This window comes from Aeromonas sp. R4-1 (assembly GCF_040908325.1).
Lineage (GTDB): Bacteria > Pseudomonadota > Gammaproteobacteria > Enterobacterales > Aeromonadaceae > Aeromonas > Aeromonas veronii.
In genome coordinates this window covers 1-24729 of the sequence record NZ_JBFODM010000050.1, presented here as the reverse complement: position 1 = coordinate 24729, position 24729 = coordinate 1, and the positions used below count along the sequence as shown (strand labels likewise).

Here is a 24729-nt window from a genome sequence, read left to right as displayed (position 1 = left end):
GATGTGCTCCGGATCACGGCATGATGAGCTTGGCGACTGCGGCCAGCATCTGTTCGGGCTGGAAGGGTTTGACCACCCAAGCTTTGGCTCCTGCGGCTTGTCCCTCCTGCTTCTTGCTGTCCTGAGACTCGGTGGTCAGCATGATGACAGGGGTAAATTTGTAGTTGGCCAGCTTTTTGGCCTCTTTGACGAAGGTGATGCCATCCATGTTCGGCATGTTGACGTCACTGATGATCAGGTTGATCTTCTTGCCATCTAGTTTGTTGAGCGCATCTTTGCCGTCAGAGGCTTCCATGACCTCATAACCGGCTCCCTTGAGGGTCATGCCCACGACTTGGCGAATAGTTGCCGAGTCATCCACGATCAGGATCGTTTTGCCCATATCTCTCTCCTAGAAAAATGTGATGTCGGCGCTGCTTGGTTGCGCGTTGACTGTACGGGTGGTGCGACCATGGTGAATATTGCGCTGTTCGTCGGTGGCGTATGAGAGCTCCATCTCTGCCAGCCAGCGATTGGCATCGATCTGGATTGGCCCTGTCGCATTGCTGCTCTGCTCCGAAGCAACCAGATGGCTGGAGAGGCTCTCCATGTTTTGTCTGACGTGGCTGAGGATCTGGCTGACTCTGTCTTGAAATTGCAGCGAGACAATGACGCTGGAGATTTCGCGATGGATATCGGTGCTCTCGTTTTGCAGCAGGGAGGCGGATTCCGCCAGGCTGTCAGTGGCATGGCGAAAACGGGCCAGCACCTGTTCGATTGTCTGCTCCGAGTTGAGCGCCGAGGCGTGATCCCGTGCGGCAGCATTTTCGGCAATCTGGAAGGCGCGACCGATAGCAGTATTGATGGTATCTACCTTGTCGGTCATCTTCTGGGCGGTTTCGCTGGAGAGGCGGGAGAGGTTGCGCACTTCATCCGCGACCACAGCAAAGCCACGACCTGCTTCCCCTGCACGAGCCGCTTCAATGGCGGCGTTGAGGGCCAGCAGGTTGGTCTGGGAGGCGATTTTGGCCACATCCATGGCCATGGTGTTGAGCTCTATGGTGTAGGTGGTCAGGCTTTTTATCTCACCCAACATGGCGTCCCGATTGGCCTGGGCGGAGTGCAGGATGGCAACCACTTCATTGAGCTGCTGCTGGCTCTCGCTCAAGACTCCAGCCATGCCACGGGAATTGGCATCACCCAGTTCTCCCGCTGCCAGATGAGAAGCATTGACAGCTTCTTCCAGCTTGTTGGCCAAGCCGCTGAAGCGTTGAGTCAGGTCAATCATCGCGGCTTCGGTTTGTTGACGAGAGCTTTCAATTTGCTGGGACCAGATGGGGAGTGCTTTCTCGCACACCTGTTCGAGCCCGATGATGGAGTGGGCGAGAGGATCGGTTGCGACGGTTTGTTCCTCTCCTGCACGATGTCGGAGTGTGTGCTGGTGGAAGTGACTGGATGTCCAGAGGGCGGCGGCAATACCAACCAGCACATTGAGCAGCAGGTAGAGAGGTGATAGCGCATCGGCGAGCTGCAGCAACAGGCAGCTGAGCAGAGCAAGCCCGATGCAGCAAATCCAGCAAACCGGTTCCCAAAGCGGTGTGTTCACGCCACTTTTGTGTTGTGCCATACGTAGCTTATCCCTGTGCAATTATTTGGTAAGAGGTAAAGGCGCGGGACCGAAACAGTCATGGTGCCCCTTGACGCTCTTTTCTTTATTTATAGTTGGCACAATAAGGTTAGCGGAAAAAAATTAATTGGCTGCAAATCGGAGTTGTTTGTATCAGCGATTGCCGTATCAAGCGGCTTGCGAAGTGGGGGGCAGAGCTTGGTGGGGATGAAAAGGAGAGAGGGAGCCTGAGGATTCAGACTCCTGATGAGGATCAAGCCTCGTTGGCGTGAGCCTTCTGGCAACCTTCCACGGCGTGGGCGATGAGCTCCAGTGCGCTCTTGTCGCACGGGGGCAGTTCGGCATCGCACGCCTTGATGGGGGTGACGCGATCGCCCCACTTGATGATGGCGGCCCCCCAGGTCAGGCCGGCACCGAAAGCGGCGGTCAGCAGATAGGAGTTCGGCTTGACGCGGCCCTGCTCCAGCGCTTCGCAAAGGGCGATGGGCACAGTGGCGGCGGAGGTGTTGCCGTAGTTTTCGATGTTGACCATCACCTTCTCCATCGGCGCATTCATCCGTTTGGCGAGGGTCTCGATGATGCGGATATTGGCCTGGTGCGGCACGATCAGGTCGACCTGCTCCGGCGCAATACCGGCCTGCGCCAGCACAGTGCTGGTGGCTTCCCCCATGCCGCGCACGGCGCGTTTGAAGATCTCCGGCCCTTCGAAGTTGAAGGTGAACAGACCATCGATGTCGGCAAAACGCACCCTATCAGTACCGAAGTTCGGTACGTGCAGGATCTCCCGCGCTTCGCTGTCGCAGCCCAGCTTGTTGGCGATCAGGCCACACTCCTGCTCGCTCGCCTCGATTACCACGGCACCGGCACCATCGCCAAACAGCACGGCGGTATCGCGGCGCGCCCAGTCCAGCAGGTAGGTGAGGCGCTCGGCGCCGATCACCAGCACCTTCTTCATCATGCCGGTCTGCACCAGCGAGGTGGCGACGGAGAGGGAATAGACGAAACCGGTGCAGGCCGCGTTGAGGTCAAACACGGCGGCATTGACGGCGCCCAGCTTCTTCTGCACCGCAGAGGCGGCACTTGGCAGCAGGTTGTCCGGGGTGGCGGTGGCCAGGATGATGCCATCGAGGTCGCTCGCTTCCAGACCTGCGCAGGCCAGTGCACGGCGACCGGCCAGGGTGGCGAGATCCGAGGTGCTGACATGGGAGATCCGGCGGGCCTTGATGCCGGTGCGCGGATAGATCCACTCGTCTGACGTATCCATGATGGTGCTGAGGTCATCGTTGGTCAGCACGGAGGGAGGCAGGCATTTGCCCCAGCCGGTGATATTGGCGTATTTCATCTTGTTACCGCTTCTCAAAGTGGATCGCCCGCGGGCGGAAAATCGTGCAATTATGCCGTACGAGACAACCACTGTCATCTTGTGGTCATGGTTATGTGCGGGGGGATCCGCTGTGCCATCTGGTCGCAAAGGGCTGCAACGTGCTGAACATGGCAGGAAATTTTGCTTAAAACGCGGGACTCCTCTGCCCTAAGATAGGCGTTTCCCCACCGATGAGGGTATCTCCTTGCTCAGAGCCAATCTCAACTTGTTGCCGACCCTCAAGGTGCTGCTGGAGACCCGCAATATCAGCCGCGCCGCCGAGCTGCTGCACCTGAGTCAGCCCTCCATCAGCAAGCAGCTTGCCCAGTTGCGCAGCGAGTTTGATGACGAGTTGCTGGTGCGGGAGGGGCAACGCTGGCTGCTGACGCCACGGGCCGAAGCGCTGGCCGCTCAACTGGCGGACTCTCTCGGTGCGCTTGAGCGGCTCTACGAGGCCCCCGGGTTTGACCCGAGCCGCTGCGAGCGGGTATTTCGGCTCGCCTCTTCTGATTATGTGGCCCAGCATATCCTGCCCGATATCTGTGCCGCGCTCGCCAAAGAGGCGCCGTTGGCGGCGCTGGAGTACAGCCTGTGGGACAAACGTCAGCTGCCGCAGTTGTGGCAGTCCGAGCTGGATCTGGTCTCTACCATCACCGAGCAGGTACCGGAGCAGATACGCGGTCTGCATCAGGGGGAAGATCGGCTGGCGGTGCTGATGGGACGTCACCATCCGCTGGCAGGCAAGGCGCTGAGTCTCGATGACTATCTCGCCTGGCCTCACCTGCAGGTGAGTGGCGGTGGCGACAAGGACAGCCCGGTGGAGCAGGTGTTGGCGCCGCAGGGACTGAGTCGGCGCTGGTTTGCCAGAGTTCCCTTCTTTCAGGCGGCTGTGGAGGTGTTGCTGCGCACCGATTGCCTGATGACCACCCCTGCTCATATCGCCTGGCAGCTCTCCTGCGGCCATGAGCTCACCTTTGTCGATCTGCCCTTTGCTACCCGCGACCAGCAGTATCATCTGCTGTGGCACCAGCGTCACCATCAGGATCCGGCCCACCGCTGGTTTCGCGAGCTGGCCTACCCCTTCCTGCGGGATCACCTGCAACGTACCGTTGGCGAGAGTCACAAGCTGCTCGATCTCGGCGGTTAGCCCAGTCAGTTGTGTGGCATCATAGCCATTGGTTATGGAATCTATTCATAACTTTCACTACTGGCATAATGGCTCAGCCGGTACCCTGAATGCAGGTCATCATATCGAGCATATAAAGAGGAAATGCATGGAACTGACGAGTTGGCTGGCACTGGCCGCAATCTGCGTGATGGGGGCCATCAGCCCGGGGCCGAGTCTGGCGCTGATCATTCGCAACACGGTGCAGGGTGGGCAGGGGCACGGCGTCGCCACCGCGCTCGGACACGGCCTCGGGGTTGGTATCTATGCGCTGGTCACGGCGCTCGGCCTCTCCATTTTGATCACCCAGACCCCGATCCTGTTTGATCTGATCCGCTACGGCGGCGCCGCATTTCTTGCCTGGCTCGGGGTGAAAGCCCTGCTGGCAAAACCAGCCAGTGACGAAGGGAATGAAGAGGTGCATCAGTTGCGTGGTCGGCAGGGGGCATTTGAAGGCTTTATGGTGGCCTTCCTCAACCCCCAACTGGCGGTTTTCTTCATCGCTCTGTTCAGCCAGTTTGTGCGGGCCGATACCGGCTGGAGCGAAGGGGGCATCATGATGCTAACCGCGGGCGGGATCGATGCCGTCTGGTACGTGCTGGTGGCACTGGTGCTCTCGCGCGGGCCTGTGCTGGCGTGGCTTAAAGCCAAATCCTTTGTGATCGACAAGGTGAGCGGCTTGGTGCTGCTGGGACTGGCACTCAAGGTGGTTATCTAATCCTGCATTTTGCGGATACCTTAAGCGGGATCAAGGCACGCGGGTGGTGAATGGGCTAGAGTAGCGCCCATTTGCTGTCCGCCCTGATCCCGAGACCATGCACCAGAACAAGCACCCGTTAAGCCACAACAACCGGTTGGAGCTGCTGGCTCCGGCCAAGAACCTCGCCTACGGCATCGAAGCCATCAACCATGGTGCCGATGCCGTCTACATGGGGGGGCCGGCCTTTGGCGCCCGCAGTGCGGCGGGCAACTCCATCGAGGATATCGAGGCGCTGGCGCGCCACGCCCACCGTTTCGGCGCCCAGGTCTTTGTCGCCTTCAACACCCTGCTGCACGATCATGAGCTGGAGCAGGCCCGGCGGCTGACCCACCAAATCTATGAAGCAGGAGCAGATGCGCTCATCGTGCAGGATATGGGGCTGCTGGCGCTCGATCTGCCACCCATCGCGCTTCATGCCAGTACCCAGACCGACAACCGCACGCCGGAGAAGGTGAAGTTTCTGCAGGATGTGGGATTCTCTCAGGTGGTGCTGGCGCGCGAACTGTCTCTTGCGCAGATCCGCGAGATCAGCGCGGCGACCAATGTGCAGCTGGAGTTCTTTATCCACGGTGCGCTCTGTGTCTCCTACAGCGGCCAGTGCAATATCAGCCATGCCCGTACAGGCCGCAGCGCCAACCGTGGTGAGTGTGCCCAGCTCTGCCGTCTGCCCTGCTCGCTGCAAAAGCCGGATGGCGAAGTGCTGGTGGCCGACAGCCACCTGCTGTCGCTTAAGGATATGGATCAGACTGACAACCTGGAGGCCTTGATCGAGGCGGGCATTCGCTCGTTCAAGATCGAGGGGCGCCTCAAGGGGCTCGACTACGTCAAGAACGTCACCGCTTGGTATCGCAAAAAGCTCGACGCCATTCTCGACAGCCGCTCCGATCTGGTCGCCGCCTCGGCGGGTCGTTGCAGCTACAGCTTCACGCCTGACCCCAAGAAAAGTTTCAACCGCGGCAGCACAGACTACTTCCTCCATGGCCGCCAGCAGGGGATCGACTCCACCAAGAGCCCGAAATATGTGGGCGAATCGCTGGGGCGCGTCACCCGAGTGACCAAGGATGGCATCGAGATCGACGGCAAGCAGGTCACCCTCAACAACGGCGACGGTTTGGGCTTCTTCAAGCCGAACAACGAGCTGGTGGGGATGCGCCTCAACAAGGTCGAAGGTAAGCAGTTACTCCTGTCAGAACGAATGCCGGGGCTAAAGGTGGGGACCGAAATCTACCGCAACCACGATCAGGCGTTCAGCAAGATGCTGGAGAAGGCGAGCGCGGATCGCCGCATTCGGGTCGATATGGTGCTGGCTGAGTGCGATGAGGGTGTGATCCTCACGCTCACCGACGAGCAGGGCATCAGCGTTGCGGTGACCCTGCCGTGCGACAAGCAGCCGGCCGACAACCCGGAGCGGGCGCTGCAACAGGCGCGGGATCAGCTTGGCAAACTCGGCAATACCCTGTTTGTGGCGCGCAAGATTGAGTTGGTAGTAACGAGGCCGCTATTTATCGCCGCATCACAGCTCAACGGTTTGCGCCGGGACGGCATCGCCGCGCTGGAGGCGGCTCGCGTGGCCAGCTACCAGCGCCCCGAGCGACGTATCGCCCTGCGGGATATCAACTATCCCCAGCACCGTCTCTCCTACCTTGGCAATGTGCTGAACAGCGCGGCTGAAAAGTTCTTCCATGAGCACGGGGTGGAGCGGATTGCTCCTGCCTATGAGGCGAACAAGGAGGAGCGGGAAGTGGTGCTGATGATCACCAAGCATTGCATCCGCTATAGCCAGAACCTCTGCCCGAACGAGGTGCCCGGTCTCAAGGCCGAGCCGCTGGAACTCAAGATGGGTAAAGACACCTTCCGCCTGCGTTTTGACTGCAACCGCTGCGAAATGCATGTGATGGGCAGCCTGAAACGCTGATCAATGAGCCCCTTTCTCAGTCAGGAAAGGGGCAATTTTTATCGCAGGTTCTCTGCCCTCACTCCTTTAATTGCCCACCTCCCTTTAATTGCCCCCCCTCCAGCGCCAGCAGCGCTTTTTTGATCTCCAATCCTCCCGCATAGCCGGTCAGGCTGCCGTTTTGGCCGATCACCCGATGGCAGGGAACGATGATCGAGAGCGGATTGCGGCCGTTCGCCGCGCCCACTGCCCGCACCGCATCGGGTTTGCCGATGGCGCGGGCAATATCCCTGTAGCTGCGGGTTTCGCCGTAGGGGATGTCGCACAGCGCTTGCCATACCGCTTGTTGAAAGGCGGTGCCATGGGCGGCAAGGGGCAGGGAGAAGCGTTGCAAGCGACCGGCAAAATAGGCGTCAAACTCGGCGAGGAAGGGGGCCAACGCCTCGTGATCTTGCTGCCAGCCACTCATATCGGGCAGTGCCCGCAGGCCCGCCACAAAGTCCACGTGCACCAGACCAGATTCATTGATGGCGACCAGCAGATCGCCGCAGCGGGTTGGCAGGATATCGTAGCGGATCATGGGGTTATCTCCTGTTGTTGGTTATCTGGCTGTTTTTCGTTGCCGGTGGCATGGCGCAGCAAATTGGGCGCTTCGCTCATGGCGTGCCACAGCCAGCTGGCCGCATAGCTGCGCCACGGCTGCCACGCTGTACTCTGCGCCAACACCTCCTTCACCGGCAGCTTGGCGCCGCCCCCCAGCGCCTTTTGCAGCACCAGATCGGAGGCGGGGAAGGCATCGGTATCCAGCCCGCAGCGCAGCCGCCAGTAAGAGACCGTCCAGGGGCCTATGCCCGGTAGCGTCAGCAACTGCTCATCACTGGCTGTCGTGAGGGTCAGCTCGCCACTGGCCAGCGCCTGCGCCACTCCCCGCAGGGTGCGAATGCGGCTGCCCGGCATGCCGATGCCGTCGAGATCGAGTTCGCACAGCTGGGCGGGGGTCGGCAGCTGCGCCACCCCGTATTGCGCCTCGGTGCGTGCCACCAGTCGCCCCAGTATGGTGATGGCCCCCTTGACCGAGACCTGCTGGCCGACGATAGCGCGTAGCATCACCTCGTACTCGTCCCAGCCACCCGGTAACCGCACGCCGGGCCAGCGTGCCTGCAAACGGGCGAGCAGCGGATCCTGACCGAGCAGATCGCCGATCCGCTGCATGTCGGCATCGAGATCCCACATCCGGCGCACCCGATAGAGCAGATCGGGCAGCGCTGCGAGCGGCAGATCATGGACGGTGAGCTGCAGGCTGTGCCCCTTGCCCTGCGCGATACGCACCTGCGCGACCTGATCGCCGACCCGATAGCGCCGCTCATACACCTCGCCATCTACTCGCTCCAGCCCGGGGATCGCCCGCAGCCGGTAGAACGCCAGCATGGCCGCTACGTCATACGGGGGGCGGTAGGGCAGTTGCAGCGTCAGGGTTGCGCCGCGGGGCTGATCGCTCATGTGCTCTGGCGCATGATCCTCTTGTTGGCGCAGGGTGCGCGGGGCCAGTCCGTAGGCGTTGAGCCAGGCGTCATTGAAGCGGCGGATGCTGGCAAAGCCGGCGGCAAACGCGATGTCGGTAATGGGCAGCCCGGTTTCGGTCAGCAGCCTTTTTGCAAGCAGCAGGCGGCGTGTCTGCTCCACCTGTTTTGGCGAGGCGCCGAGGTGCTGCTCGAACTGGCGGCGCAGGGTGCGTTCACTTATCCCGGCCTCTTCGGCCAATTCAGAGAGCGTGCCGTCAGCCAGCTCGCCGCGATCGATGCGTGCCAGCAGACGTGCCAGTTCAACCGGCAGATCGCCAAGGGCGGCGGGGGCCAGCTCAGGGCGACAGCGCAGGCAGGGTCGCAACCCATACTGCTCGGCGGCCGCGGCGCTTTGGAAGTAGCGCACATTGTGCTCGTGCGGTGGCCGTGCCGGGCAGACTGGCCGGCAGTAGATGCCGGTCGAGAGCACGCCGGTAAAGAAGCGGCCATCGAAGCGAGCATCGCGGGTGAGCCGTGCGGCGTGACACTGCTCACGGCTGAGGGTGTTGATCACCTCATCTTGTGACGACTCTGGGCTGGGCTTTGCATTCATGGTGTTGGCGGCTTTGCTGGAATAGATGGCAAGAGAGTAAGGGGGCTCGGGGGCTGTGACTAGCCAGAAACGGACAGGGATAGCAAAAATTGGCCAAAGGTTTTTTTGCTCTTTCATTGCACGGCCGGGTTTCACTCTTCGTCACGCTGTTATTCATATGTCGCGGCTCGACAGAAGGGGGCATAACGGACGGGTCGGAGGCACGATTGCCCTAGCTTTATTTTCTTAGCGAGATTAGTGGCGGCGAAAACTGCTTAAAAATTAATAATAGATCACATAACTATCTTTTTTACGTTGAGTGTGGCGATTTTGTGTTGTTCAATCGAGTCAGTTAATTTTTGATGATTATTAAGTCATCACATCTGCGGCCTTAGGCCGACCAATAACAACAACACTTGCCAAGGATGATAAGTGAACGACTGTAAGGCATGGCCCCATTGCCGAGGCTTTAGTCTGATCGAGTTGTTGATCGCCATGACGGTTGTCAGCATTCTCGCGGCCATCGCGTTGCCAGCGTATCAGGGTTATCTGCAACAGGGACGTCGTTACGAAGCGCAGCAGCAATTGCTGGAGCAGGCGCTCGCCCTCGAACGTATCTATACCCAACAGGGACGTTATCCCGACACGTTTGCCACCCCTTCCAACACGGATTTCTACCAGTTCAGCTACAGCCAGCAAGATGCTGGCGACTACCTGCTCAAAGCCATTCCAACGACGCGACAACAGGATGAGTGCGGCACTCTGACCCTCGATCAGACCGGTTATCGCGCGGCCAATCGCCATGACTGCTGGGGATCATAAAATGAATGTGCGCGGATTTACCCTGATTGAGTTGATGATCACGGTCGGCATCGCCGCCATCTTGCTATTGGTCGGGTTGCCCTCCATGAGTCAGCGCCTCGCGGCCGAACGGCTCGATCGCAGCGCGACCGAGCTCGCGTCTGCCTACCGTTTTGCCCGCAGCGAAGCGGTCAAGCTGACCCTGCCGGTGGTACTGCAGGGCACCGAGAACGGTGGCTGGGTGGTGATGGCTGACAGCAAGTTGCTTCGTCAGGTGGCAGCTCCTGCTGGCGGAGTGGTGATCAAGCCGTTTGACCCCATCCAGATCGCGCCAACCGGCAGCAGCCACGCCGAGATCATTCTGGCCAATCGCCTCGGTGAGCAGCGGGTGCTCTGCGTTGCCCCGAGCGGCCAGCTGCTGCAAGGGAGCTGCTCATGAGGCACGCCGCACTTGCCCGCCAGCAGGGCTTCAATCTGGTGGAGATCATGGTCTCCATGGTATTGGCGGTGATGGTGTTTCTCGGTCTCGCCAAGGGGCAGCTGGTCTCGTTGCAGCAGGCGCATTACAGCTTGCAGAGCACCCTGGCTACGATCGAGGCGAGCAACAGCGTGGAGCAGATCTGGAGTTCGCTGTGTGAAGTGCAGCGCAAGCCCGAGCGGTTCACCCAGGCCGATTTTCTTGCCCGCTTCACCCTGCAGGATGGCCACCGGCTGGTGCTGCCGAACCGTTATAGCGACAACTTTGTGGTCGCTATCGAGTGGCAGGATGAGCGGGTCTCCGGCGCCAAGCGGGTGGAGCTGAACGCAGGATTTCCGCCTTTATGCTGAGCGTCCACTCCCGGCAACGAGGTGTCAGTCTTGTCGAGCTGATGATCTCTATGGTGCTCGGTCTGATGCTGATGCTGGCGATTTTTGCCGGTTACGCCCCGATCAAGAGCACGGTCGAGCAGAGCAAGGCGCTGGAGCAGGCGAACGAGGTGTTGCGCTTTGCCACTCTCACCTTTACCAACAGCATCAAGCAGGCGGATCAGCTGATAGCCGTCACCCCTGATCGCCTGACGCTGGCCTTCAAGGTAGAGGGGGGCAATCAGGTGCTCTCCTGCCTTGGCAACCAGAAAACCGCCGATTTTACCGAGCAGTACCGCTTCACACCGCCGGTGCTCAGTTGCGATGACGGAGATGGTCCGCGCCTGTTGCTGGCCCATCTTCAGGATCTTGAATTCGGCCAGCAGGGTGCGTTGGTCAATATCCGCATCTTGCCCGAAGGGCTGCCGAGCTATCTGGCACCGGGAGTAGAGGTGCAGGTGGCCCGCCGCAAGGCGGTCTGGGCGGAAGCGTTGGCCACATCCGGTGCCAACGCCACAGCAGGGGGAGCGGGATGAACAAGGGATTGCAGGGGCAGCGGGGAGCCGTACTGCTGGTTGTGCTGGTGGTGAGCCTGCTGTCGAGTCTGCTGGTGTTTACCAGCATTCAGGAGAACCAGTTGCAGGCTCGCCTGAGCGGCAATTTTCACAAGAAGATCAATGCGCAGCTCAGTGCCGAGCAGGGGATGAACGAGAGTTATCGTGCACTGCATCAGGCGCTTGGCGCCGAACCGCGGATAGAGTGGGAGCAACTGGTGCAGAAGGTGCCTGGCAAGGGGGAAGGCGCCATGGCGGGCAGCCGCTTCAGCATCGATCAGCTGGAAGCCTCCACAGGCAGCAAGCTGGCGTTGCAGAGCCATGGTCACTATCTGGAGGGGAATGCCAGCCTCAACGCCCTGTTTACCCTTAAGCGCGAGCCCGGCAATCTCATCTTTCAGGATTCGGTGGTGGCGTGTGAAGGGCTAAGCCTCTCCGGTAGCGGTTTTATCGACAGCTACGATTCGCGCAAGGGCAAATATGGCGGCACCAACATTAAGCAGAATGCCAAGGTGGCGACTGTCAGTGACAAGGCCAATGTAGTGCTCGACGGCAATTCGCCAATTTGGGGCGATGTACGGGCGACGGGCTCCGTGACCCTGAACGGATCTTCCCCCATCTCCGGCAACGTGAATGCCGGGAGTGACGTCATTATCTCCCCCTCTTCTGACAAGATTGTCCGGGTCTCCGGCAATGTGAAAGGGGGCGGCAGTTTGACCCTGAAAGGGGGGCGCATCGGTGGTCAGGTTGCGGTCAACGGTAATGTCTCCATGGATTGGGGCACCAGCATCGACAGCGGCAAGCTCAATTATGGTGGCGCTGGTTTTTTTAAAGATCAGGAGAACCAGAAATATCTGGATCCCGAGTACCGCAACGATCCCAGGTTACCACCGGTGGCCGGACAGGTGTGTGACCCGCTCAATGTGGCCGCGCTGCCCAAATCGTTCCCTCCTGCAACGCTGCCCATCAATGGCCCGCTGACGCTCGGGGCCACCCAGCAGATGGTGCTGACCACGGATCCCTCCACTGGCTCGGTCACCAGCAGCAACCAGCACAAGCCCGACCTGCCGCTACCCGGCAAGGGGGAGCTGTTTGGTAAGGATCAGACCATTTATCAGCTCGACAGCCTCAATATGGGGGCCGATGCCAGCCTCACCATCAAGGGGGATGTGGTGCTGCTGATCGACAAGGATTTCACCATGACTGGCAGCAACAAGTTGACGGTGAGCGAGGGGAGCAGCCTGACCCTGATCGTCAGCGGCAAGGTCGATCTCGGGGCCGGTGCCGAGGTGACGGCAGCCAAGCAGGGGCTGACCGCTGGCGGTACGCCTGCTATCTCCATCTATTCCGCCTATAGCGGCAAGGATGGGATCAAGCTGTCGGGCAATACCCCGCTCTATGCCGCCCTCTATGCCCCGCTGACCGAGATGCAGATCAGCGGAAGTGGCGGTCTGTACGGGGCGGTGCGTGCCAAGCACCTGACCGAGAGCGGTGCGGGCGGGGTGCACTATGACGAGGCGCTGGGCATGGCGGATTTGGGGGATGAGCAGGGGCCGCCTCCGACGCTGGCACTGCGGCAGTGGCACTTTGTGCAATGAGGCTGGTGAGCCGCTAAAAAGGATCGAACGGGGCGCGCAACTGTGAGAAGGTGGAGATCTGTCCACCCAGCCGTTCACTGTTGAGGAGTGCTCCATGCCAGGCCCCGCTCGCGCCGGTGCCCTGATCTATGCCAAGGATCCGGGCCTGCTGACCCACTTTTACCGTACATTGCTGCAGATGGTGGTCTGCAGTCAGGATGAGCAGTTGGTGGTGCTGGAAAACAGCGATATCCAGCTGCTGATCCACGCCATTCCCGAGCCTTATGCCGAGCAAGTCGTTATCAAGCGGCCACCAGCACTGCGGGAAGAGGGGGCCATCAAGCTGTTCTTCACCGTCTCCAGCCTCGCCTGGGCAGAAGCGAAGGCGGCGGATCTCGGCGGCGGTTTGCTGCCACAGCAGTGGACGGGGCCCGGCTTTGTGGTGCGCAACGCCTTCGACCCGGAGGGCAATATCCTGCAACTGCGCGAGTTGCTGGGTTCCCCTGATCCTCTCTGAATCCTTTCTTTGTGCAGCATTGCTGTGACGGTGTGCTGTGCCATGCACCGCCATAAAAGCGGGGCCCTGTAGTGGTCAACTAAAAAGGGCCCCGTTCTGTTGTTAGCTTACTGTGCTCATTACTTCAGGTAGCGCTGTTCCAGATGCTGGCGCAGCCAGTGCGGGTTGAGCGCTTCACCGGTGGCGCGGCGCACCAGCTCGTCGGTGCTGTGCAGACTCCCCTGTGACCAGATGTTGCGCCCGAGCCAGCCGAAGATCTCCGGCAAGCGACCCGCCGCGATCACCTCCCCCATGCTGCCCAGCTCTTTTTCGAGGGCAAAACGCAGCTGGGCGGCATACATGGCACCCAGGGTGTAGCTCGGGAAGTAGCCAAACGAGCCGTCGGTCCAGTGAATATCCTGCATGCAGCCATTGCGGTAGTTGCCCTTGGTGGAGAGCCCCAGCCACTGCTGCATCTTGGCATCCCACAGCTCGGGGATGTGGGCCACCTCGATCTTCCCTTCCACCAGATCGCGCTCCAGCTCGTAGCGCAGGATAACGTGGGCCGGATAGGTCACCTCGTCCGCGTCGACCCGGATAAAGCCCGGTTCGACCCGGCTGTAGAGCTTGGCCAGATTGTCCGGCGCAAACGCCGCCTGTTCGCCGAAGTGGTGACGAATGCGTGGTGCCAGCAGCGCGAGGAAGGCCGGATGATGCCCCAGCTGCATCTCGCAAAACAGGCTCTGACTCTCGTGGATCGCCATGGAGCGCGCTTCGGCCACCGGCTGACCCAGCAGATGGCGCGGCAGTCCCTGCTCGTAACGGGCGTGACCGGTCTCGTGCACTATGCCCATCAGGCTGGAGACAAACTCCTGCTCGTTATAGCGGGTAGTGATCCGCACGTCGGTCGGCACGCCGCCACAGAAGGGGTGACTGCTCACATCGAGGCGGCCGTGGGCGAAATCAAAGCCGAGCAGTCCCATCACCTCCTGACCGAGCGCCTGCTGGGTCGGGATGGGGAAGGGGCCTTGCGGCAGCAGCAGGGCATCGCCCTTCTGCTGTTCACTCACGGTCTGGATAAGAGCCGGCAGCCAGCTGGCCAAATCGCCGAAGATCTGATCGAGCCGTGCGCTGGTCATGCCCGGCTCATAGAGCGCCAGCATGGCGTCGTAGGGGCGCACGCCAAGCGCATCGGCCCGCAGTTGCGCTACTTCACGGGAGAGTTTCACCACCTCCTCGAGATTGGGAGCAAAACCGGCCCACTCGTTGTTCTTGCGCTGGCTGCGCCAGGCGTGCTCGCACTTGCTGCCGGCGAGCGACAGCGCTTCGACCAGCTCACCGGGCAGCAGGCTGGCATCTTGCCACTGGCGCTTGATCTCGCCGAGGTTGGCCCGTTGCACTTCATCCAGCGGCTCACTCTCGGCCCTGGCAATCCAGTCACCCAGCTCGGGAGCGGTACGCTTCTGGTGGATTAGCAGACCGAGTTCGGCCATCGCTTCGGCGCGGGCATCGTTGCCCCCTTCCGGCATCATGGCCGCCTGATCCCAGCCGCAGATGGCGGCGAGGTGGCTAAAGCGGTGGATCTGCTGCTGATGTTGTTCAAGCTTTTGATATGACATGGGATTGTCCTTGTTATCGTCCCTGATGGTATGCCGCCCCGTACCTGGCATGCTCGGGGCCGTTCGATGCTAACACCGCCGCCGCATCGTTGACCACCATCATGCAGGTGGGCCAAAGGCGTAGTGGCGAGAGGCGGGTTAGCCGAGCCGCTTCTGGTGCCGTTCGCGGTTTTCCGCTTTTTTGCGTTCGCTTTTGCGCAGCAGCACATAGAGCGCGCCGCTGCCGCCGTGGCGACGTTCGGCGCTGTGGATCGCCATGACGGCGGGCAGTTGCGGCAACCAGGCGCTGACATAGCTTTTCAGCAGGGCGCGCGGGGTGCTGCGCTCCCCCTTGCCGTGCAGGATCAGCAGGCAGCGGATATCCCGGACTTCACAATCCGCAATGAACTGCACCAGCGTCTGGCGCGCCTCATTGAGGGTTTTCTGGTGCAAGTCCAGACTTGCCTGCAGCTCATATTTGCCGAGCCGCAGCTTCTTGTAGACCCCCTCCTGCACCCCATCGCGTTTGAAGCCGACGATTTCGTGCGGATCGCGCATCTCGATGGCCTCCATGGTGAGGTGGTCGAGGGCGAGTTGTTCGGCAGTGGCAGCCTGGCGGCGAGCGAGCTGCGCCTCGGTCGGGGCGGATTTGGCCGCATGGGGATGGATGTTGTCGCTGCGAATGGGCCGTACGTCGGCCACTTCATTCATAAATAGCGAGAGTTCGTCGTTATGAGACACGGCAGGCTCCCCATAAGAAAAAGTGGGGGCCATTATAACGGCCGCAACCGGCACAGAAAACGGGGAAAGGGGGAGGGGATAAGGGGCGCCCAGCATGGACGCTGGTGCAGCCTGGCCCGGGAATCACAGTCGCGAACCATAAAACAGCACAGGCGGTCAGTGTGAACTGCCGCCTGTGGTCAGAGGATTATTTGCCCTCTTTGGGTTGTTGAGAATGGGGTTGCTGTGAATGAGGCGGTTGCGAGTGCATCACCTTGTAGATGAAGTAGGCCGCGTAAGAGCTGATGAGCAAGAAGGTGCCGATAATCACCAGCATCGACATCAATCCCACGCTGTTGCCAAACATCAGGTCCAGCCAAAAGTCCATTTTATTGCTCCTGTCACCCGGTTGATGACAGGCATGATAAATACCTCTTTGCCCTGTCCGGGATGATCCCGATCAACTCCCTTGCAGGTTGTTTAATAACCAGCGCGTTCTGTGATCGTTCTCACTGGACTCCTTGCTACCGAGCCTGCACAGGGCCCGGTGTGGTGAGCGGGGTAATGCGCCACCCTTGCTGCTCCAGCAACGCCAGCAACCCCTGCTCGCCGTAAAGGTGCAGGGCGCCTACCACGATAAAGCTCTCGTTGGGCAGGGTAGACCATTTTTTTAGCCAGTTATGGTTGCGCTCGGCCAGCAGGGTCTGCTCCATCCAGCTTTGTAGCGCGGGCGGGGCCATCTCCTCCTTGAGCAGATTGATCAGCGTCGCCTCATCCCCCTGCTGCCACGCCTTCATCACGGCGGCGAAACCACTCTCCAGCATCGGTAGCTCATCCAGGGTGCTGGCGAGCATCAGGGTCTGGTTGTCACCCACGCTGGCCAGATAACCGAGCTGCTCCAGCAGGGTTTCAAAACCTACTACCGGTTTGCCCTCTTTGGCGGCCCGGACGGCAAAGTGCTGGTCTATCCCGAGTTCACTCTTGAAGTCGGAGCGGGCCATGGCGGCTTGGGTCAGAGTAATGGCGGCAAACCAGGGGCGCAGGGTGGCGAGGGTAGCCTCGTCGATGCCATAGCGGGCCCCCGCCATCAGGGTGCGTTGATAGAGCTCGGCAGGCAGATGATCCTTGAGCGGTTTGCCATCCACCAGTCGGGTGAGGGAGCTGGTCTGTTGCCACTGATCCGGCGTGATGCTGTTCATGTCCACCTCCATCACCAGTGCGCGACTCTGCAGCCAAGCACGCTCCACCGGCTCGGGCAGAGGATAGAGGGAAGGTTTGCCCGCATGGATGGAGCCCAGCAGCCAGTGTTGCTGGTTGCCCTTGCTCACCCGATAGAAGGCGGGATCGGCAAAGGCGTGCAGCGGTAGCAGCAGGCAGAGCAGGAAGACAAAGAGGGAGCGATGAAATCTCATGGGGATCCTTAATATGCGCCGGGTGACTTCTCTTGCTGACAATAACCCCTATGATAAGTCCTCATTTCAGATAACCAAGAGGTTTGCCATGCCCCATCTTCGTTTTCGCGCCGTGACGCTCGATACCCTGCAACAGGTGAGTGGTCCGCTGCAGGCCGAGCTTTGCGAGCTGACCGGCGGCAAGCCGGAGTTTGTCACCATGGAGCGGGTGGAGAGCTGCTGGATCCGCAACGGCGAGCCAGAGACGGGTTTTCCGTTTGTTGAGCTGCACTGGTTCGAGCGGCCACAAGAGATGCAGGACGCGGCCGCGCGCCTTATCACGCGCCATTTGAAACGGGTGCTGGGGGAGCAGACCTATGTGGTGGTGCAGGTGATCCCTCTGGTCAAGAGCGCCTACTACAGCAATGGCGAGCACTATTGAAGAGAGGGAAAAACCAGGTTGGCGGGACGGGTGATGCCGCTACCCGGCTAACGCCACTTGGGCGGCAGGATGCTTGTCGCCCATCACGGGATCAGGCCGATTTGGCCAGCAGTTTATCGAGCCAGCGAGTGGGCAATACCCGTCGCAGGAAGGCAAACAGCCGGGTCGGAGTGGTCACCGGATAGCGTGCCTTGGGATGGGCGTGGGTCAGCGCATGGAGCAGCGGCGGGATGCAGGCTTCGCTTGGGAGGGTAAAGCCGCTGGTGGCCCCCTCTTTTTCCAGCCGTGTCAGGGTCTGGCGGTAGGCCGACTGATGACGGCTCTGGGCCGGATCGATGTGCCGCAAGAAGGCGCTGCGGGCATTGGCACGAAAACGGGTATCGATGGGGCCCGGTTCAATCAGGCTGATATGTACCCCGCTACCCGCCAGTTCGAGGCGTAGAGTGTCGCTATAACCTTCCAGCGCAAATTTGCTGGCGTTGTAGGCGCCGCGATACTTCATGGCAACCAGTCCCAGAACCGAGCTGTTCTGCACTATCCGCCCCTCTTTGGCCTCCAGCATCGGCGGCAGCACCTGACGGATCAGATGGTGCCAGCCAAACAGGTTGGTATTGAATTGTTCCCTGAGCGCTTCGGTGGGCAGATCTTCCAGCGCCCCGGGTTGGCCATAAGCGCCATTGTTGAACAGGCCATAGAGGCGCCCGCCTGCCAGATGGAGTGCCGCACTGGCACCCAGCTCGATGGAGGCAGGGTCCGCCAGATCCAGCTGAACTGCCAGCAATCCCTGTTGCTGCAAACGGGCCACATCTTCCGCCTTGCGCGCCGAGGCGATCACGGTAAAACCGTGCTGCCCGAGCGCCTGTGCGGCGGCGAGGCCAATACCGCTGGAACAACCGGTGATCAGAACAACACGGGGCATGATGGGAAATCTCTGTGCGATGTGTCGGTTGAGGATACATGAAACAAAAGCCCGCATAAAAGCGGGCTTCGTGTGATAGACAGTGTTTTTTACAGGTTTTGCGCTGCCCAAGAGATAAAATCACGTTTCTCGGTTGGGGTCATTTTATCAAACCAGAATCGCGCTTGTTGGGGGGCTGAGCCACTGGTATCTGAAGGCTGAATGGATTTTGTGGCTACAGCTGCTGGAATCACTTTGCTACCTTGTGTTGGCAAGTCATATACGTTTTTCACATTACCCTGCATTGCTCCTGCCAGTTGAGGCAGTGCTGCCGGTTGGTTGCTACGGTTAAATGCATCAAGCTCTTCGCCAAAATTACGGAGCACGGACATATTGGTCATAGAGACCAGCTCACCAAGTTTGTATGAAACGGTGTTGCCGGATGACGAGAGTTTCCATTGTGGTTGTTTGTCAAACGCCTCTCCTCGCTCCCATGTTTGCAACCTCGGTGCTTCTACCGATATCGCTTGGTTTGCAGCATGAAATGTCAATACATGTACATGAGAGTTATATTTTTTTGTATTGTTTTTATCTTTGACTAATTGAGAGATTTTAATCGCAATTTGATTGTCTCCGTCGGGCAAAGATTGATTGTCTACCTTGCCAATAAACAGTGGGGAGTCAACCGGAATACCATTGACCGCAACGAGTTCTACCCCTCTGCCTATTTCCAGATTGACTGCAGCCTGACTGACAGAGGGTAGTGTGGCGATTAATGCTGCCATAATGGTCTTTTTCATTTCTGGTTTACCTCTTGTCTTCATCACAACTAAAAAGGCGGGCCCTGTAAGGGCCCGCCAAGTAGGCATTACATACAGGGAACACAAGCCAAGGTTTAGAAGTAGTATTCTACGCCCATGCCCAGACCAAACTCTTTATCACCATCTTGTACCACTGACAGACCACGGCGCTGCAGATAGTAAGGACGAACATAGGCAACGGCCGAGTCATCCAGGAAGTACATGACCTGACCGGAGATGATGGAGTCGCTGAACTCGCTCACCTTAAAGTCGCCAGCGGCAGTTTCAAATTCAGGCTTCAGGTTGGCGGCATAGGCGAGTTTGAACTGCCACAGACCTGTGTTGTATATCGTGGCCAAGGTGTAGCTATCTTGTGACATGCCGTTCAGTTGTGAGGTGCCTACACCGCTAACATCCAAGTCCATGTCGGTATAATCGGCGGTCAGGCGCTTATAGGCACCATAGAAACCGAGGCCATTGTCAAAGTTCAGCTCGAAGCCCAGCAGATAGGCATTTGAGTCGCCTGTTCCTTTACTATGCGTCAGGAGTTCATCAGTTTTAGCTTCAGCGGTCTTCTGCGTTCCATAAAAATGGCCCTCTTCGATTTTGCGGTCAGTACCTTTTTCATAGGTCGCGTGCAGGGTCAGCGGGCCGGTATTGTAGTGAGCGCCCAGGCCATAGAAGTTGGAGCTGGCATCATTGGTATTGTTACCGCGGCCCAGCGCCAGGTTGTAGCTGAAGCCACTATGGTTGGCGGAGTCAAAGCGGATCATGTTGGATTGACGATCGTAGTTACCACCACCGATGATGTCGCCGCGCCAGTCCATCACTTTACCGGTAGAGATACTGCTGTACGGCCAGTCAAGCACTTCATAGAGCGGTGTTAGCATACGGCCTGCGCGAACTTTACCTATCCCTTCCCACTCGAAACCACCGAAGGTATCGCGCACCCCCAGCTTGCCGTCACCGCCAGACTCACCGACGTTGCCGGATTCGATTTGCCAGATAAACTTGGGGCCGTTGGCAAAATCCTTGCTGCCACGGAAACCGATGCGAGATTCATTTTCGATCTTGATGGGGTTCTCGTATCCGCCATTGGCATCAACGGTTGCCCAGTCAGCACCAGTCCAGGCAGAGATTGCGATCTGGCCATAGATGTCGACATTCTTGATATCTGCATGAGCAGGCAGTGCGAAAGCTGAAGCAATGACAACAGCCAGTGCGGATTTATTGAACATAAGATAGCTCCTGATTTTATGGACTTAGCTTTTTTTCGGCAGTTGGCTGTGTGCCTTCCGCTCGATTATCGGTATTGCAATCAACACCCCGAAGGGCAAAAGATCTTGTCTTAGCTACCTGCAAACCCGGATGTCTTGGCACATCTGTAGTTGGCAGTCCTGATCATCACATGTTGTTTTTTTATGTTCCGATTCTTGGCTATCGGACAACCCCAAGAGTACGTTCGCGGTGCGAAATATCAATGAAAAGTTCCCTCAACGTTTCAAAAGTATGACCGAGTGCAAATAATCATGGGCAAGGTCGTAAACAGGCTCATGGCAGGTATTACGGTGATGAGAGCGTTTTCTTGAGGCCGCAGCCAGCGCCAGTGCGGGTTTTCATCCGGTACGGGGGAAGAGGTGTCAGTTAACCTGCCGATAACAGATAATTTTGTGCCACAAAAAAACTTTCCCTCTGGTTGAGGGAAAGTGATCTGGTGGGGATATGGGACGAATAGGGTTCAGCCTTGCTGGCCGAGGATGCGGGGGATCTGCTGCGCCTGATGGTGGATATGGGAGGAGACCTGCATCGAGAGTTGACTCACCTGACGGGCATGCTGATGGATACGGGCGATCAGATCGGCAAAACTGGCCAGTTTGTGTTCCTGACTTTTGGCGTTGTCGGCCCCCTGCAGGGCGATCACTGCGGTGTTCCGGGCGATCTCCCGCACTGCCTGGGTAGTTTGGCGCAGTTGTTCCGCCTGCGCCCGCTGGCGGCTTGATTAGCTGGTGATCCGGTTCAGTACAGTGCCAAGTTGTTCGCCGGATTGGGTCAGGCGCCCCAGAATATCGGTGATCTGGTTGAGGGATTGCTGGGTATTGGCCGAGAGATGACGCACTTCATCGGCAACCACGGCAAAGCCTCGTCCCTGTTCCCCTGCGCGGGCCGCTTCGATGGCGGCGTTGAGGGCCAGCAAGTTGGTCTGCTGAGCGATATGACCGATCACATCGACAATGGCTGTCACATCGGCAACCGAGCGGGTGAGGGCTTGCAGCGCCTCATCGCTTTCGTCAATCGCCAGTCCTGTCTGATGAGTGGCGTGTAGCATGCTCCCCACCAGATCTTCGCTCTGGCTCATCGCCTGTTCGTTATGGTGGGCATGCTGGGCGATGTCGGCGGCGACCTGATGGACCTCTCCGGCCAGCTGGTTCAGCTCATCCATCATCTGGCCGCTCTCGTCGACCACCTGTTCGGTGGTGCGGGTGCTGTGGTGGATCTCGTCAACCTGACTGACCATCCCTTGCAGGCTGAGGGATACCGCTGACAGCTGCCCCTCTTTTTGTTGTTGGTCCAGTTGCAGGCGACCGATCAGCCGATTGTAGCTGGCAACAATATCGGCCAGCTCGTTGCGATCGCGCCCGGTAGGCAACGGCTCGGCCTGCCCCGTCTGATCGAGTTGCATAAAAGCTCCGCGCAGTCGCAACAAGGGGGTGAGCAGCCAACGTCGTTGCACCAGCGCAAACAGCAGGGCGACTATCACCAGACAGAGCGCTAGCGTGCCGAGGATGGTGGCCAGCTCCTGATTGACGGCTTGCCGTTCGCGGGCAAGTTGTTCCCCCATCTGTCTGGTCGCTTGCAACATGGCCATGATGTCTTGCTGCACGGTCTGGCGGCCAGCCTGTTGCTGTTGTAGCGCCGTGCGGCTGTTGGCCAGCTCCTGCGGATAGCGGCCCAGCAGTGAGCGTAATTCGCTGCGCGGTTGATCTCCCAGCTCCTTGCGCACCGGCTCCCCCAGCGTGAATTCATCGGCGGGCGCCTCTTCATACAGGCCGAGCAGCGGCAAGGCTTGCAGCGCTTGCGCCTGTTTTTGCAGTGCCTCCAGCTCAAAGCGGATCCCTTCGAGCAGCTTTTCATTGCCCTGCTCCATATAGCTTTGGCGCAAATGGGCGAGGCGCGGCAGGCCAGCCAGGATCTCGGCTGCGCCGCTGCGATATTGCTGTGCTGCGGCAGATTGTTCTGTGCTGGCGCCTTGCTCCCCATAGCGGATCAGCGCCATAGCTTGGCTGCCCAGCTCACTCTCCGCATTTTGCAGCAGCAGCTGGCTGTTGCCCGAGAGCTTGCCTGCGGCCTGATAGTCGTGCGCGATGCGCTGCGCCATCTGTTCGAGTTGCTGTCTGAGCGGGGCCGCCACGGCATCATCCTGAGCGGCCAGTGAGGAGAGTGCTTGCTGGCGGATCTTCTCCGCAGCGGTCAGTTGCTGTGGATCGCCGCTGTTGAGGTAGTCACGCAGGCTGTTTTGCAGGGTCACCGTCACCAGTTGTTGCAGCGTCTCGTGCTGATGCTGGGCCTGATTGGTGCGGGCAAGCTGTTGCCAGCCGTGGTAGAGGGCCAGCGCCTGTCCTCCCGCAACCAGTAACAAAACAAGGGAGGATAGGGTGGCGTAATGGGCGATTTTCACGGGGTAATTCCTGTCAGCACAGACCATGGGGGAGCGTGGCCCGAGCCTAAACAGGGATGATGGCGTTTTTATGACAGCATGGTCAGGTAACCCTATCTTGCCGGCTTAACTGGCTGGGGATACCTGAGCGCGGTTGCGTTGGCCAAGCATACCGAGCAGGGCGCCTCCCATGATAAGTGCACCGGCCAGCAGATGGCGCGAGGTCAGCGTTTCTCCATTGAGCAACACCAGCAGCAAGGTGCTCAGCAGAGGTGTCAGGTAGGCAAGGGCACCGATCCGGCGTGGATCGCCGTCTCGCAGTGCCAGATACCAGGTCACAAAGGCCGCCCCCATCGGGCCCAGCGCCAGCCCGATGATCAGCCACCAGTCACTGGTGGGGATCTGCGCGAGCGGCAGGGGCCCCTCCAGCAGACGGGCAAGCAGCAGCGCCAGCAAACCCGCGGGCAGACAGGCTGCCGCAGTGACCACGGCGGGGGCTGGCGGCAGACGGCGTGATAATACCGAGTAGGCTCCCCAGACGACAGCTGCACCGAGCGCCAACAGGTATCCCGGCAGATAGGCCTGCTGCAGTTGCAGCTCGCCATTGACCATCACCAGCATGGAACCCGCCAGACCAAAGGCGCCAGCCAGCAGGTGACGGGCATGGAGTGGATGGCCGGGCAACAACAGAGGGGTGAACAGAATGATGCAGAGCGGCCAGAGGTAGTTGATGAGGTTGGCCTCCAGCACGGGGGCATGGCGAAAGCTTATAAAGAGCAGCAGATGGTAGAGCAGCAATGCCGTAACCGTCACCAGCCAGGTAATCGGGCGAGCACGCCACTGGCGCCAAAACGGCAAGGCCCCAACCCCGCAGAAAAACAGCACCAGCCCGACCAGCACCAGTGGTGACACGCTGGTGACCCGTGACGTCAGCGCCGCCAGCGAGGCCCACAGCACAATGGTCAGCAGTGCAAAACTGGTGGATCTATCCCACCAGGAACATCCGGACATCCAACACTCCTTTGCAAGATGAAACAGGGCTTGGCCTCAAAGACAAGCCGAAGAGAAGCAGTCTATCAGAGAGCGCATGCTCTGAACGCAGAAAGGAGAGGGTCATTACGGTTGGATGGTCGGATTCATTGTCGCCAAAAACGACCAAAGGGTTAGCATCGTGAAGATGCCAACCCCTTGTTTTATATGGCGCTCCCGACTGGAGTCTAACCAGTGGCCTGTCCCTTAGGAGGGGATGGTTATAAGAGCTTTTGAATAAAAAATATCGTTAAAAAACAATGGTTTAAGTGCATTTTTGGATTTGAATAGCGCTGAAATAGCGCAAAATAATACTTGCAACGCATGCGCAAATGCATTATTGGGGGTGAAATGAGGTTACGAGATGGCGTCCCAGGCAGGATTCGAACCTGCGACCTCGCCCTTAGGAGGGGCGCGCGCTATCCAGCTGTGCCACTGGGACGTGCGCGCATTATATAAAAATACTAATAAAAATAAACAGCTGAGTAGTTTTGCTGTCGGAAAGATTCTTTTTTAGCCTGATTGGGTGCTTGTTGTTCAGATTATTTGGTAGGGAGCCACTACACGGCTAAAAATGATTTTTAGTCCTCGATTGCTTACTCCAATCTGACCTCATCGAGACTTATCTATTGCCCTTTTTGCCATTCATGATATCGATAATTGGATCGCCAGCGGCCACCGAGACCGTTGTCAGCTAACAATCGTCGTCACTGGATGGGCGAGTTTCCATTTCACGATACCTGTAGCAGTTCCGGCCAGCGGGTTCTCTGGTGCAGATCAGCCCGTTGTCAGCCGACAATCGAGCTCGTTAGGGGCGGGATTCCATTTCACGCTACCTGTAGCAGTTGCGGCCTGCTGGCACTCCGGCGCAGATCACCTTGTTGTCAGCCGACAATCGAGCTTGTTGGGGCGGAATTTCCATTTCACGATACCTATAGCAGTTCGGGCCAGCGGGTTCTCTGGTGCAGATACCCCGTTGTCAGCCGACAATCGAGCTTGTTAGGGCGGGATTTCCATTTCACGATACCTGTAGCAGTTCC

Annotated in this window: 23 protein-coding genes, 1 tRNA gene and 1 pseudogene; 10 read left to right on the top strand and 15 right to left on the bottom strand. The window is 59.0% G+C overall.

Annotation, left to right across the window (positions count from 1 at the left end; translation table 11 throughout):
- Positions 1-13: 13 nt before the first annotated feature.
- The 3 genes from AB5Y90_RS08215 to AB5Y90_RS08205 form a co-directional block, all read right to left on the bottom strand.
- Positions 14-382: a response regulator gene (locus tag AB5Y90_RS08215; RefSeq protein WP_005338778.1), complete on the bottom strand. Its 369-nt coding sequence runs from the start codon at positions 380-382 to the stop codon at positions 14-16.
- A 9-nt stretch (positions 383-391) separates the two neighbouring features.
- Entirely contained in the window at positions 392-1075 is a 684-nt protein-coding gene (locus AB5Y90_RS08210) for a methyl-accepting chemotaxis protein (protein WP_230848162.1), read from the bottom strand.
- Between the two features lie 784 nt (positions 1076-1859).
- A complete protein-coding gene (locus AB5Y90_RS08205; protein ID WP_021230362.1) occupies positions 1860-2948 on the bottom strand; it encodes a ketoacyl-ACP synthase III in 1089 nt (362 codons plus the stop codon).
- Between the two features lie 226 nt (positions 2949-3174).
- Here AB5Y90_RS08205 and AB5Y90_RS08200 point away from each other — a divergent pair, with 226 nt between their 5' ends.
- The 3 genes from AB5Y90_RS08200 (at position 3175) to AB5Y90_RS08190 (ending at position 6809) form a co-directional block, all read left to right on the top strand.
- Positions 3175-4116 (top strand): LysR family transcriptional regulator, encoded by a 942-nt coding sequence (locus AB5Y90_RS08200; protein WP_150390343.1) that lies wholly within the window; start codon positions 3175-3177, stop codon positions 4114-4116.
- Between the two features lie 127 nt (positions 4117-4243).
- Positions 4244-4852, top strand: coding sequence for a LysE family translocator (locus AB5Y90_RS08195; RefSeq protein ID WP_058057313.1), 609 nt, complete (start codon positions 4244-4246; stop codon positions 4850-4852).
- Between the two features lie 97 nt (positions 4853-4949).
- Entirely contained in the window at positions 4950-6809 is a 1860-nt protein-coding gene (locus AB5Y90_RS08190) for a U32 family peptidase (RefSeq protein ID WP_307895375.1), read from the top strand.
- Between the two features lie 58 nt (positions 6810-6867).
- Here AB5Y90_RS08190 and AB5Y90_RS08185 read toward each other — a convergent pair whose 3' ends face one another.
- Both AB5Y90_RS08185 and AB5Y90_RS08180 read right to left on the bottom strand, forming a co-directional pair.
- The gene (locus tag AB5Y90_RS08185; RefSeq protein ID WP_307895374.1) at positions 6868-7368 is read right to left on the bottom strand and encodes a methylated-DNA--[protein]-cysteine S-methyltransferase; all 501 of its coding nucleotides are present in this window, start codon (positions 7366-7368) and stop codon (positions 6868-6870) included.
- Positions 7365-8903: an AlkA N-terminal domain-containing protein gene (locus AB5Y90_RS08180; protein ID WP_307895373.1), complete on the bottom strand. Its 1539-nt coding sequence runs from the start codon at positions 8901-8903 to the stop codon at positions 7365-7367. Before AB5Y90_RS08180 ends, AB5Y90_RS08185 begins: the two co-directional genes overlap by 4 nt.
- A gap of 411 nt (positions 8904-9314) precedes the next feature.
- Here AB5Y90_RS08180 and AB5Y90_RS08175 point away from each other — a divergent pair, with 411 nt between their 5' ends.
- The 6 genes from AB5Y90_RS08175 to AB5Y90_RS08150 all read left to right on the top strand — a co-directional run bounded on the left by AB5Y90_RS08175 (position 9315) and on the right by AB5Y90_RS08150 (position 13177).
- Positions 9315-9704 carry a type IV pilin protein gene (locus AB5Y90_RS08175; RefSeq protein ID WP_005343572.1) on the top strand — a complete coding sequence of 130 codons (390 nt, stop codon included), beginning with the start codon at positions 9315-9317 and terminating at the stop codon, positions 9702-9704.
- A gap of 1 nt (position 9705) precedes the next feature.
- The gene (locus AB5Y90_RS08170) at positions 9706-10122 is read left to right on the top strand and encodes a GspH/FimT family pseudopilin (RefSeq protein ID WP_307895372.1); all 417 of its coding nucleotides are present in this window, start codon (positions 9706-9708) and stop codon (positions 10120-10122) included.
- The gene (locus tag AB5Y90_RS08165) at positions 10119-10511 is read left to right on the top strand and encodes a prepilin-type N-terminal cleavage/methylation domain-containing protein (RefSeq protein WP_158111417.1); all 393 of its coding nucleotides are present in this window, start codon (positions 10119-10121) and stop codon (positions 10509-10511) included. The genes AB5Y90_RS08170 and AB5Y90_RS08165 overlap by 4 nt, the downstream gene beginning before the upstream one ends.
- The gene (locus AB5Y90_RS08160; RefSeq protein WP_058059416.1) at positions 10505-11065 is read left to right on the top strand and encodes a PilW family protein; all 561 of its coding nucleotides are present in this window, start codon (positions 10505-10507) and stop codon (positions 11063-11065) included. Before AB5Y90_RS08165 ends, AB5Y90_RS08160 begins: the two co-directional genes overlap by 7 nt.
- Positions 11062-12681, top strand: coding sequence for a polymer-forming cytoskeletal protein (locus tag AB5Y90_RS08155; RefSeq protein WP_307895371.1), 1620 nt, complete (start codon positions 11062-11064; stop codon positions 12679-12681). Before AB5Y90_RS08160 ends, AB5Y90_RS08155 begins: the two co-directional genes overlap by 4 nt.
- A gap of 94 nt (positions 12682-12775) precedes the next feature.
- Complete coding sequence (locus AB5Y90_RS08150; RefSeq protein ID WP_058057319.1) at positions 12776-13177, top strand: VOC family protein; 402 nt, start codon at positions 12776-12778, stop codon at positions 13175-13177.
- 119 nt (positions 13178-13296) lie between these two features.
- Here AB5Y90_RS08150 and AB5Y90_RS08145 read toward each other — a convergent pair whose 3' ends face one another.
- The 4 genes from AB5Y90_RS08145 to AB5Y90_RS08130 form a co-directional block, all read right to left on the bottom strand.
- A complete protein-coding gene (locus AB5Y90_RS08145) occupies positions 13297-14775 on the bottom strand; it encodes a carboxypeptidase M32 (protein ID WP_307895370.1) in 1479 nt (492 codons plus the stop codon).
- A 138-nt stretch (positions 14776-14913) separates the two neighbouring features.
- On the bottom strand, positions 14914-15495 hold the full coding sequence (gene smrA, locus AB5Y90_RS08140; protein ID WP_005338734.1) for a DNA endonuclease SmrA: 582 nt from the start codon (positions 15493-15495) through the stop codon (positions 14914-14916).
- A gap of 187 nt (positions 15496-15682) precedes the next feature.
- Positions 15683-15862, bottom strand: a complete 180-nt coding sequence (locus tag AB5Y90_RS08135) for a DUF3149 domain-containing protein (protein ID WP_005338733.1) — start codon at positions 15860-15862, stop codon at positions 15683-15685.
- Positions 15863-15998: 136 nt separating this feature from the next.
- Positions 15999-16886, bottom strand: a complete 888-nt coding sequence (locus tag AB5Y90_RS08130) for a TraB/GumN family protein (RefSeq protein WP_307895369.1) — start codon at positions 16884-16886, stop codon at positions 15999-16001.
- Positions 16887-16974: 88 nt separating this feature from the next.
- On the opposite strand from AB5Y90_RS08130, the gene AB5Y90_RS08125 reads away from it, so the two are divergent.
- Positions 16975-17307: a DUF1904 family protein gene (locus tag AB5Y90_RS08125; RefSeq protein WP_058059412.1), complete on the top strand. Its 333-nt coding sequence runs from the start codon at positions 16975-16977 to the stop codon at positions 17305-17307.
- Positions 17308-17398: 91 nt separating this feature from the next.
- Here AB5Y90_RS08125 and AB5Y90_RS08120 read toward each other — a convergent pair whose 3' ends face one another.
- From AB5Y90_RS08120 to AB5Y90_RS08095, 6 genes and pseudogenes are all read right to left on the bottom strand, one after another.
- Complete coding sequence (locus AB5Y90_RS08120; protein WP_257123587.1) at positions 17399-18226, bottom strand: SDR family oxidoreductase; 828 nt, start codon at positions 18224-18226, stop codon at positions 17399-17401.
- 89 nt (positions 18227-18315) lie between these two features.
- Positions 18316-19005, bottom strand: a complete 690-nt coding sequence (locus tag AB5Y90_RS08115) for a DUF2057 domain-containing protein (RefSeq protein WP_257123585.1) — start codon at positions 19003-19005, stop codon at positions 18316-18318.
- A gap of 95 nt (positions 19006-19100) precedes the next feature.
- Positions 19101-20243 (bottom strand): porin, encoded by a 1143-nt coding sequence (locus tag AB5Y90_RS08110; protein ID WP_167564719.1) that lies wholly within the window; start codon positions 20241-20243, stop codon positions 19101-19103.
- A 500-nt stretch (positions 20244-20743) separates the two neighbouring features.
- A pseudogene (locus tag AB5Y90_RS08105) lies at positions 20744-22681 on the bottom strand (methyl-accepting chemotaxis protein).
- Positions 22682-22786: 105 nt separating this feature from the next.
- Positions 22787-23671: a DMT family transporter gene (locus AB5Y90_RS08100; protein ID WP_307895368.1), complete on the bottom strand. Its 885-nt coding sequence runs from the start codon at positions 23669-23671 to the stop codon at positions 22787-22789.
- A 383-nt stretch (positions 23672-24054) separates the two neighbouring features.
- Positions 24055-24131, bottom strand: a tRNA-Arg gene (locus AB5Y90_RS08095).
- Positions 24132-24729: the final 598 nt, after the last annotated feature.

Excerpts from the sequence above, each read along its gene's own strand:
- AB5Y90_RS08215 (WP_005338778.1), bottom strand. The coding sequence starts at position 382 with ATGGGCAAAACGATCCTGATCGTGGATGACTCGGCAACTATTCGCCAA.
- AB5Y90_RS08210 (WP_230848162.1), bottom strand. The coding sequence starts at position 1,075 with ATGTTGGGTGAGATAAAAAGCCTGACCACCTACACCATAGAGCTCAAC.
- AB5Y90_RS08205 (WP_021230362.1), bottom strand. The coding sequence starts at position 2,948 with ATGAAATACGCCAATATCACCGGCTGGGGCAAATGCCTGCCTCCCTCC.
- AB5Y90_RS08195 (WP_058057313.1), top strand. The coding sequence starts at position 4,244 with ATGGAACTGACGAGTTGGCTGGCACTGGCCGCAATCTGCGTGATGGGG.
- AB5Y90_RS08190 (WP_307895375.1), top strand. The coding sequence starts at position 4,950 with ATGCACCAGAACAAGCACCCGTTAAGCCACAACAACCGGTTGGAGCTG.
- AB5Y90_RS08185 (WP_307895374.1), bottom strand. The coding sequence starts at position 7,368 with ATGATCCGCTACGATATCCTGCCAACCCGCTGCGGCGATCTGCTGGTC.
- AB5Y90_RS08180 (WP_307895373.1), bottom strand. The coding sequence starts at position 8,903 with ATGAATGCAAAGCCCAGCCCAGAGTCGTCACAAGATGAGGTGATCAAC.
- AB5Y90_RS08170 (WP_307895372.1), top strand. The coding sequence starts at position 9,706 with ATGAATGTGCGCGGATTTACCCTGATTGAGTTGATGATCACGGTCGGC.
- AB5Y90_RS08165 (WP_158111417.1), top strand. The coding sequence starts at position 10,119 with ATGAGGCACGCCGCACTTGCCCGCCAGCAGGGCTTCAATCTGGTGGAG.
- AB5Y90_RS08160 (WP_058059416.1), top strand. The coding sequence starts at position 10,505 with ATGCTGAGCGTCCACTCCCGGCAACGAGGTGTCAGTCTTGTCGAGCTG.
- AB5Y90_RS08155 (WP_307895371.1), top strand. The coding sequence starts at position 11,062 with ATGAACAAGGGATTGCAGGGGCAGCGGGGAGCCGTACTGCTGGTTGTG.
- AB5Y90_RS08150 (WP_058057319.1), top strand. The coding sequence starts at position 12,776 with ATGCCAGGCCCCGCTCGCGCCGGTGCCCTGATCTATGCCAAGGATCCG.
- AB5Y90_RS08145 (WP_307895370.1), bottom strand. The coding sequence starts at position 14,775 with ATGTCATATCAAAAGCTTGAACAACATCAGCAGCAGATCCACCGCTTT.
- AB5Y90_RS08135 (WP_005338733.1), bottom strand. The coding sequence starts at position 15,862 with ATGGACTTTTGGCTGGACCTGATGTTTGGCAACAGCGTGGGATTGATG.
- AB5Y90_RS08130 (WP_307895369.1), bottom strand. The coding sequence starts at position 16,886 with ATGAGATTTCATCGCTCCCTCTTTGTCTTCCTGCTCTGCCTGCTGCTA.
- AB5Y90_RS08125 (WP_058059412.1), top strand. The coding sequence starts at position 16,975 with ATGCCCCATCTTCGTTTTCGCGCCGTGACGCTCGATACCCTGCAACAG.
- AB5Y90_RS08120 (WP_257123587.1), bottom strand. The coding sequence starts at position 18,226 with ATGCCCCGTGTTGTTCTGATCACCGGTTGTTCCAGCGGTATTGGCCTC.
- AB5Y90_RS08115 (WP_257123585.1), bottom strand. The coding sequence starts at position 19,005 with ATGAAAAAGACCATTATGGCAGCATTAATCGCCACACTACCCTCTGTC.
- AB5Y90_RS08110 (WP_167564719.1), bottom strand. The coding sequence starts at position 20,243 with ATGTTCAATAAATCCGCACTGGCTGTTGTCATTGCTTCAGCTTTCGCA.
- AB5Y90_RS08100 (WP_307895368.1), bottom strand. The coding sequence starts at position 23,671 with ATGTCCGGATGTTCCTGGTGGGATAGATCCACCAGTTTTGCACTGCTG.